Source organism: Micromonospora sp. 4G55 (assembly GCF_016803375.1).
Genome location: NZ_JAEVHN010000245.1, coordinates 1 through 8453, shown reverse-complemented (window position 1 = coordinate 8453; position 8453 = coordinate 1). Strand labels below are relative to the sequence as shown.

The following is an 8453-nucleotide window of genomic DNA, read 5'->3' as shown; positions in this document are numbered from 1 at the left end:
GCGGCGGGGCCGCAGTAGTAGAAGTTCGGCTGGGCCTGGTAGCGCACGTTGAGTTCCCGCTCGCCGTGCGACTTGCGGTCGCTGCCGCGGTCGGCCTGCACGGAGGCGTTGGTGCCCTGGTGGGTGGGGGCGGCGTGCGCGGCGAGGGCCGGGCCGGCGATCCCACCGGCGGTCGCGGCGACACCGGCGAAGGTCAGGGCGGTCTTGCGGATCAGATCGGTACGCATGAGGGTGCACCTTTCGATCGGGGGATACACGCACACCGCCGGGGGACGGCACTGCGTGGGAAGGAAGTCAAAGAAGAGGGATCTGCCCGGCGGCCACACAAAGGGGCTCTGCTCGGGGTGTCCAGGGGATGTAACCAGCCCGGCGGGCTGCACATTCCACGAGCCCGGGGCCGTGGTCCGGGGGATGTAACCAACCCCGGTAGCTCCGCATTCCACGAGCCTCGGCCCGGGGCCTGCTCACGGTGGTGCCGGGGGATGTAACCAACCGGGGTGGGCCGGCATTCCACCGGGCCTGACTCTCCGGTTCACCGTCCGGGCCGGGCGGCATTCCACCGGGCCTGACTCTCCGGTTCACCGTCCGGGCCGGGGGGCCACCGCGGTCTGCCATGTACAACGACCCCGCCCCGCCACCCATTCCACCAACCGGGTCGGCCCCGACGAGCCGACACCGCGGGTCAGACCGGACACCCGCGCAGCGACCGCTAGACGGAACCGGACACTGGGCCATGAACCGGCTGGGCTTGTGGCGACCTCGCTGGAGGTGTCGGCAGGTTGGCTAGAGCCGGTTCCGCGTGTCGCGGCGCGGAGGCATGACCGCGGCGAGCGTGATACCTGTGAGGCATCAAAATGCCTGAGAGGTATCAGACTCACCGGACAGCTTCCCTCCAACAGTCGCCTGCCGGAGGGGCCACCGGCTCCACATGGCTGGACCCCGACCACCGACCACCGGCCGCCGGGCCGTGACCGCCGGGCCACCCGGGTCCACACAAGCCACGAGCCGGCATCCACGCAGGCGGGACGGCGGGCCTCAGACGGCCATCGGCCGACCGGAAGCTGACGGAGGGTCAGCGACCGGGAGCCGCCTTGGTGCCCTCGTCCAGGGCGGCCAGGATCGCCTCGGCGGTCCGCTTCCCCACCCCGGGCACCTCGGTGATCTCCTCCACGGTCGCGGCGGAGAGCCGCTTGAGCGAGCCGAAGTGCCGCAGCAGCGCCTTGCGGCGTACCTCGCCGAGGCCGGGGACGTTGTCCAGCGCGGATTCGGTCATCCGCTTCGAGCGGCGCTGGCGGTGGAAGGTGATGGCGAAGCGGTGCGCCTCGTCGCGGACGCGTTGCAGCAGGTAGAGCCCCTCGGAGGTGCGCGGGAGGATGACCGGGAACTCGTCGTCGGGCAGCCAGACCTCCTCCAGCCGCTTGGCCAGGCCGCAGAGCGCCACGTCGTCGATGCCCAGCTCGGCCAGCGCCTGGGCGGCGGCCGCCACCTGCGGCGCGCCACCGTCGACCACCACCAGCTGCGGCGGGTACGCGAACCGGCGCGGCCGCCCGGTGGTCGGGTCGATGCCGGGCCGGTCCGGGTCGGCGGCGGTCTCCTCGCCGATCTCGCCGCTCTCGGCCCGGGCGTCGAGGTAGCGGGCGAAGCGGCGGCGCAGCACCTCGGACATCGCGGAAAGGTCGTCGGTGGCGCCCCGGACGATGAAGTGGCGGTACTCGCTCTTGCGGGGCAGCCCGTCCTCGAAGACGACCATGCTGGCCACCACGTCGGTGCCCTGGATCTGCGAGACGTCGAAGCACTCGATGCGCAGCGGGGACGTCCGCATGCCGAGCGCCTCGCTGATCTCGTCGAGCGCCTTGCCGCGGGTGGTCAGGTCGCCGGCCCGGCGCAGCTTGTGCCGGGCGAGCGCGTCCTTCGCGTTGCGCTCGACCGTCTCCATCAGCGACTTCTTGTCGCCGCGCTGGGGCACCCGCAGCGACACCCGGCTGCCCCGGTGGCTGGAGAGCCAGTCGGCCAGCGCGTCGGCGTCGGCCGGCAGCTCGGGGACCAGCAACTCGCGGGGCACGTCCGCCTCGCCGTGCTCGCCGCCGTAGACCTGGGTGCAGAAGTGGTGCACCAGGTCGCCGGTGCTCAGCTCCTCGGTCTTCTCCACCACCCAGCCACGCTGGCCGCGCACCCGCCCGTCGCGGACGTGGAAGACCTGCACGGCGGCTTCCAGCGGGTCGTCGGCGAAGGCCACCACGTCGGCGTCGGTGCCGTCGCCGAGCACCACGGTCTGCTTCTCCATGGCCCGGCGCAGCGCGGCGACATCGTCGCGCAGCCGCGCGGCCCGCTCGAACTCCAACTGTTCGCTGGCCTCGGTCATCTCCCGTTCCAGCTTGCGGACCATGGTGTCGGTGCGGCCGGCCATGAAGTCGCAGAAGCCGTCGACGATGTCGCGGTGCTCGTCGGCGGAGACGCTGCCGACGCAGGGCGCGGAGCACTTGCCGATGTACCCCAGCAGGCAGGGCCGGCCCACCTGGCCGGCCCGCTTGAACACCCCGGAGGAGCAGGTCCGCGCCGGGAAGACGCGCAGCAGCAGGTCGAGGGTCTCGCGGATCGCCCAGGCGTGCGAGTACGGCCCGAAGTAGCGCACCCCCTTGCGCTTGGCGCCGCGCATCACCTGCAGGCGGGGGTACTCCTCGTCGAGGGTGACCGCCAGGTACGGGTACGACTTGTCGTCGCGGTAGCGGACGTTGAACCGGGGGTCGTACTGCTTGATCCAGGTGAACTCCTGCTGGAGCGCCTCGACCTCGGTGGCGACGGTGATCCAGTCCACCGACTCGGCGGTGAAGACCATCTGCCGGGTGCGCTGGTGCAGGTTGACCGGGTCGGCGAAGTACGAGTTGAGCCGGCTGCGCAGGTTCCTCGCCTTGCCGACGTAGATCACTCGGCCGGTGCCGTCCCGGAAGCGGTAGACCCCCGGTGACTCCGGGATGGTGCCGGGCGCGGGACGGTAGGTCGAGGGGTCAGCCACCCGTCAAGACTAATCCGCACCCCCGACACGCTCCCCCGACCCGCGGGGGCGCTCCCCACCGCCCGACCGGTGGATCATGAGGCCGGCGTGGCCGACCTCATGATCACGCGTGCCGGCGTCGTGCGACGGCGGTTCAGGCCAGGCTGATCTGGTCGCCCTGGACCTTGAGCGGCTTGGGCGCGAGCGGCTTGGTGGCCGGGCCCTGCTTGACCGAGCCGTCGGTGATGGAGAACTTGCTGTTGTGGCAGCTGCAGTTGATGGTGCCGCCGTCGACGTTCGACACCGGGCAGCCCTGGTGGGTGCAGATCGGGTCGAAGCCCTTGAACTGCCCCGGCTCCGGCTGGGTGATCACCACGCCCTGGGCGGCGTAGACCTGCCCGCCACCGACCGGGATGTCGCTGGTCGTCGCCAGCGAGGACGAGCCCTCGCGGTCGCCGCCCTCCGCGTCGCCGGCGGTGGCGCCCGGTCCGCCGCTGGTCGGCGCGGTGGTCCCGTCCCCGGAGTCGTCGCCGCCACAGGCGGTCAGGAGGACCGACGCCCCCACCGCGCCGGCGCCGGCGAGCAGGGCTCGCCGCGTCTGCGTACCGGGTCCGGTCAACACCTGGTCGTCACTCATCTCCGGCCTTTCTCTCGACTGCCGCCGCCGGTCGTCGACCTCGCGGCCTCACCTCGGCACACGCAACACTGTGCCCGACGGTTCAACCCGGCCGGCCCGCGGCTCGCCGGGAAACGGGACGGGCGGGCCGGTTTCCCGACCCGCCCGTCGTACCGTCGTTCAGCGCGCCGCGGCCGGCACCTTCCGGGTACGCGACTTCGTGGCGCTGCCGTTGGCCTTGGCCGCCCGGCTGGTCGCCGCCTTGGCGCCCTTGGCCTCGCCGTCGAGCTTGAGCACGTGGCGCAGGAACTGCCCGGTGTGGCTCTCGGCCACCTCGGCGACCTCCTCCGGGGTGCCGGTGGCCAGCACCGCGCCGCCCCGGTGGCCGCCCTCCGGACCCATGTCGATCAGCCAGTCGGCCGTCTTGATCACGTCGAGGTTGTGCTCGATGGTGATCACCGTGTTGCCCTTGTCGACCAGGCCCTCCAGCACCATCAGCAGCTTGCGGATGTCCTCGAAGTGCAGGCCGGTGGTCGGCTCGTCGAGCACGTAGACCGTCCGCCCGGTGGAGCGCTTCTGCAGCTCGGAGGCGAGCTTGACCCGCTGCGCCTCACCGCCGGAGAGCGTCGGCGCCGGCTGGCCGAGCCGGACGTAGCCCAAGCCGACGTCGACCAGCGTCTTGAGGTGCCGGTGGATGGCCGGGATGGCGGAGAAGAACTCCGCCGCCTCCTCGATCGGCATCTCCAGCACGTCGGAGACGGTCTTGCCCTTGTAGTGCACCTCCAGCGTCTCCCGGTTGTACCGGGCGCCCTTGCAGACCTCGCAGGGGACGTAGACGTCCGGCAGGAAGTTCATCTCGATCTTGATGGTGCCGTCGCCGGAGCACGCCTCACAGCGACCGCCCTTGACGTTGAACGAGAACCGGCCCGGGCCGTACCCCCGGACCTTGGCCTCGGTGGTCTCGGCGAAGAGCTTGCGGACGTGGTCCCAGACGCCGGTGTAGGTGGCCGGGTTGGAGCGCGGCGTGCGGCCGATCGGCGACTGGTCGACGCCGACGACCTTGTCCACGTGCTCCAGGCCGCTGACCCGGGTGTGCCGGCCCGGCACCAGCCGGGCGCCGTTGATCTGGTTGGCCAGCACCGCGTAGAGGATGTCGTTGACCAGCGTCGACTTGCCGGAGCCGCTGACCCCGGTCACCGCGATGAGCTGGCCGAGCGGGAAGGAGACGGTGAGGTTGCGCAGGTTGTGCTCCCGCGCGCCGTGCACCACCAGCTCCCGCTCCGGGGTCTGCGGGCGGCGCTGCCGGGGCGTTGGGATCGACCTGCGCCTCGACAGGTACGCCCCGGTGACCGACTCCGGGTTCTCCAGCAGCGCCGGCACCGAGCCGCTGTGCACGATCTCGCCGCCGTGCTCGCCGGCGCCCGGGCCGATGTCGACGATCCAGTCGGCGACCCGGATGGTGTCCTCGTCGTGCTCCACCACGATCAGCGTGTTGCCCAGGCCACGCAGCCGCAGCAGCGTCTCGATCAGCCGGTGGTTGTCCCGCTGGTGCAGGCCGATGGAGGGCTCGTCGAGCACGTAGAGCACGCCGACCAGGCCGGAGCCGATCTGGGTGGCGAGCCGGATGCGCTGCGCCTCGCCGCCGGAGAGGGTGCCGGCCGCGCGGTCCAGGGAGAGGTAGTCCAGACCGACGTCGAGCAGGAACTTCAGCCGGGCGTTGATCTCCTTGAGCACCCGCTCGGCGATCATCTTCTGCCGGTCGGTCAGCTCGATGCCGGCGAGCAGCTCGGCCGCCTCGCCGACGGACAGGTTGCAGACCTCGGCGATGCTCTTGCCGGCCAGGGTGACCGCGAGCACCTCGGGCTTGAGCCGGGCGCCGCCGCAGGCCGCGCAGGGCACGTCCCGCATGTAGCCCTCGTACTTGTCCCGCGACCACTCCGACTCGGTGTCGGTGTGCCGGCGCTCGATCCACTGCACCACGCCCTCGAAGCCGGTGTAGTAGGAGCGCTCGCGGCCGTACTTGTTGCGGTAGCGCACGTGCACCTGGTCATCGGAGCCGTGCAGGATCGTCTTCTGCGCCCGCGCCGGCAGCGCCCGCCAGGGCGTGTCGATGTCGAAGTGCTGGCTCTCGCCGAGGGCCTCCAGCAGGCGGAGGAAGTATTCGAGGTTGTGCCCGATGGCCCAGGGCTGGATCGCGCCCTCGCGCAGGGTGCGCTCCGGGTCGGGGACGACCAGGTCGGCGTCGACCTCCTTCTTGGTGCCCAGGCCGGTGCACTCCGGGCAGGCGCCGTACGGCGCGTTGAAGGAGAAGACCCGGGGCTCCAGGTCCTCGATCGCCAGCGGGTGGTCGTTGGGGCAGGCCAGGTGCTCGGAGTAACGGCGCTCCCGGTCGGGGTCGTCCTCGGCCAGGTCGACGAAGTCGAGCAGCACCAGGCCGCCGGAGAGGCCCAGGGCGGCCTCGATCGAGTCGGTGAGCCGCTGCTTGGCGCCGGCCTTGACGCTGAGCCGGTCGATCACCACCTCGATGGTGTGCTTCTCCTGCTTCTTGAGCTTGGGCGGCTCGGTCAGCGGGTGCACCACGCCGTCGACCCGGGCCCGGGCGTAGCCCTTGGCCTGGAGCTCGGCGAAGAGGTCGACGTACTCGCCCTTGCGGCCGCGCACCACCGGCGCGAGCACCATGAAGCGGGTGCCCTCGGCCATGGCGAGGACCCGGTCGACGATCTGCTGCGGGGTCTGCCGGGAGATCCGCTCCCTACAGACCGGGCAGTGCGGCTCGCCGATGCGGGCGAAGAGCAGCCGGAGGTAGTCGTAGACCTCGGTGATGGTGCCGACGGTGGAGCGCGGGTTGCGCGAGGTCGACTTCTGGTCGATGGAGACCGCGGGGCTCAGGCCCTCGATGAAGTCGACGTCGGGCTTGTCCATCTGGCCGAGGAACTGCCGGGCGTACGACGACAGCGACTCGACGTACCGGCGCTGGCCCTCGGCGAAGATGGTGTCGAAGGCCAGGCTCGACTTGCCGGAGCCGGAGAGCCCGGTGAAGACGATCAGGGCGTCCCGGGGCAGGTCGAGACTGACGTCACGCAGATTGTGCTCGCGCGCGCCACGGATGATCAGTCGGTCGGCCACTGTCCGTGTACTCCCGGGTGAAGAAAGTGAGGCGGATCTGTCCGCTCGGAGCGTGATCTGAGCGGTTTACGGGCGCAGAAATGACGCCTCGGCAACTCTAGCCCCGAGGTACGACAACTTTCCGCGCCCGCACATTCCCCCAGCTCACACCGGTCGGGCCGGGGTGACCCACGCCGGTGCGGGGTTCAGAATCCGCCGGGTGACGCCGGAGGTGCCGGACGCGCCGTCCGCCGGCGGCCACCCCGCCACCCGCCGCGCCGCTCGGCCGCCAGCCGGGTCTCCCGGCGGCGGCTCTCGTACGCCACCTCCCGCTGCAGCCGGCGCCAGTTCTCCCAGCGCCGCGCGGGCAGCTCCCCGGTCTCCAGCGCCTCCCGCACCGCGCAGGCCGGCTCGGCCTCGTGCGCGCAGTCGGCGTACCGGCAGCCGGTGGCCAGCTCGGCGATGTCGGCGAAGGCACGGTCCAGCCCGGCGGAGCCGTCCAGCAGGCCCACCGCCCGTACCCCCGGGGTGTCCAGCACCGCGCCGCCGCCCGGAACCGGCACCAGCGCCCGCCAGGTGGTGGTGTGCCGACCCTTGCCGTCCACCCGGCGGATCGCCTGGGTCGGCATGACCGCGGCCCCGGCCAGCGCGTTGACCAGGCTCGACTTGCCGGCCCCGGACGGACCGAGCAGGCCGAGCGTCAGCCCGCGGGCGACGAGCGGACGAAGCGGTTCCAGCCCGGTGCCCCGCTCGGCGCTGACCGGCAGCACCGGCACCCCCGGCGCCACCGCGGCGAGCTGCCGGGCCACGGCCGCCGGATCGGCGGCCAGGTCGACCTTGGTGGAGCACGACCACGGGCCGCGCCCCGGACCTCGTGAGCCAGGGAGAGCAGCCGCTCGATGCGGGCGACGTCCGGCTGGATCCGCTCCTCCACCTCGATCAGCAGCATCGGCCGGTCGCGGCGGATCGTCTCCGCCCCACCGCGCAGCGCCGGCAGCTCGTGCCCCTCGATGTCGAGCTTGACGAAACGCACGTCGGTCAGGCCCAACGAGTCCAGGGTGATCCGCGGGACCTCCACCGAGTCACCCAGCCCGGGGTCCTCCAGCGAGGAGGTGCCGACGATCGGGCCGGCGGCGGGAACGTGCAGCGAGGCGGTGCCCGCGTGGTCGGAAACGGCCGCCTCGACCACCTCGACGGCGGGGAACGCGGTGCGCAGTTGCCGGGCCAGCTGCGGGGTGGGCTCCACCGCCACCACCCGGTCGGCGCGGCGCAGCAGGCGCGCGGTCCACGGGCCGTACCAGGCGCCCACGTCCACGGCGGTGCCGCCGCGTGGCACGAAGTCGGCCAGCCGGGCCAGTTCGGGCTCCACCCGCGGATAGACCAGCCGGATCCCGTCCGCCACCCACCGCTCGGGGAGCTTCGCGGCCAGCCCGGAGGTCGCTGCCGCGGCCACGTTCGTCGACGCCATGGGGCAGCACACTAGACCCTTCCCGGCCGCGAGGGCAGGGGTCGCGGGTGCGGGGCTGACGGCCGGACGGTCGAGCGGTACCGTCTCCCCGGTCGGGCCGGGGAGGTCGCGGCCGCCGCCGGCCGCGAGCCGCGGTCGTCGAAGCAGCGCGGGCCACTCGGGGCGGCATGACACAGACCATCGGCAGGGACGCCGGCGCGGGGCGGCTCGGTGCCGCCGGCGCCGCCGTCACCGTGGCCACGACCCTGAGCAACGCCCTGGCCTACCTGGTG

Annotated in this window: 3 protein-coding genes and 2 pseudogenes; all 5 read right to left on the bottom strand. The window is 72.4% G+C overall.

What is annotated here, in order from left to right; translation table 11 throughout:
* Positions 1 to 227: pseudogene (locus tag JNW89_RS19800) on the bottom strand (phytochelatin synthase); the annotation flags it as partial.
* 845 nt (positions 228 to 1072) lie between these two features.
* Positions 1073 to 3013 carry an excinuclease ABC subunit UvrC gene (gene uvrC, locus JNW89_RS19795; protein ID WP_238450031.1) on the bottom strand — a complete coding sequence of 647 codons (1941 nt, stop codon included), beginning with the start codon at positions 3011 to 3013 and terminating at the stop codon, positions 1073 to 1075.
* 133 nt (positions 3014 to 3146) lie between these two features.
* Positions 3147 to 3629 carry a Rieske (2Fe-2S) protein gene (locus JNW89_RS19790; RefSeq protein ID WP_238450030.1) on the bottom strand — a complete coding sequence of 161 codons (483 nt, stop codon included), beginning with the start codon at positions 3627 to 3629 and terminating at the stop codon, positions 3147 to 3149.
* A gap of 159 nt (positions 3630 to 3788) precedes the next feature.
* Entirely contained in the window at positions 3789 to 6734 is a 2946-nt protein-coding gene (uvrA, locus tag JNW89_RS19785; protein ID WP_238450029.1) for an excinuclease ABC subunit UvrA, read from the bottom strand.
* A 185-nt stretch (positions 6735 to 6919) separates the two neighbouring features.
* A pseudogene (gene rsgA, locus JNW89_RS19780) lies at positions 6920 to 8181 on the bottom strand (ribosome small subunit-dependent GTPase A).
* Positions 8182 to 8453: the final 272 nt, after the last annotated feature.

Bases quoted from the DNA above. Each gene is read 5' to 3' on its own strand.
- JNW89_RS19790 (WP_238450030.1), bottom strand. From the start codon at position 3,629: ATGAGTGACGACCAGGTGTTGACCGGACCCGGTACGCAGACGCGGCGA.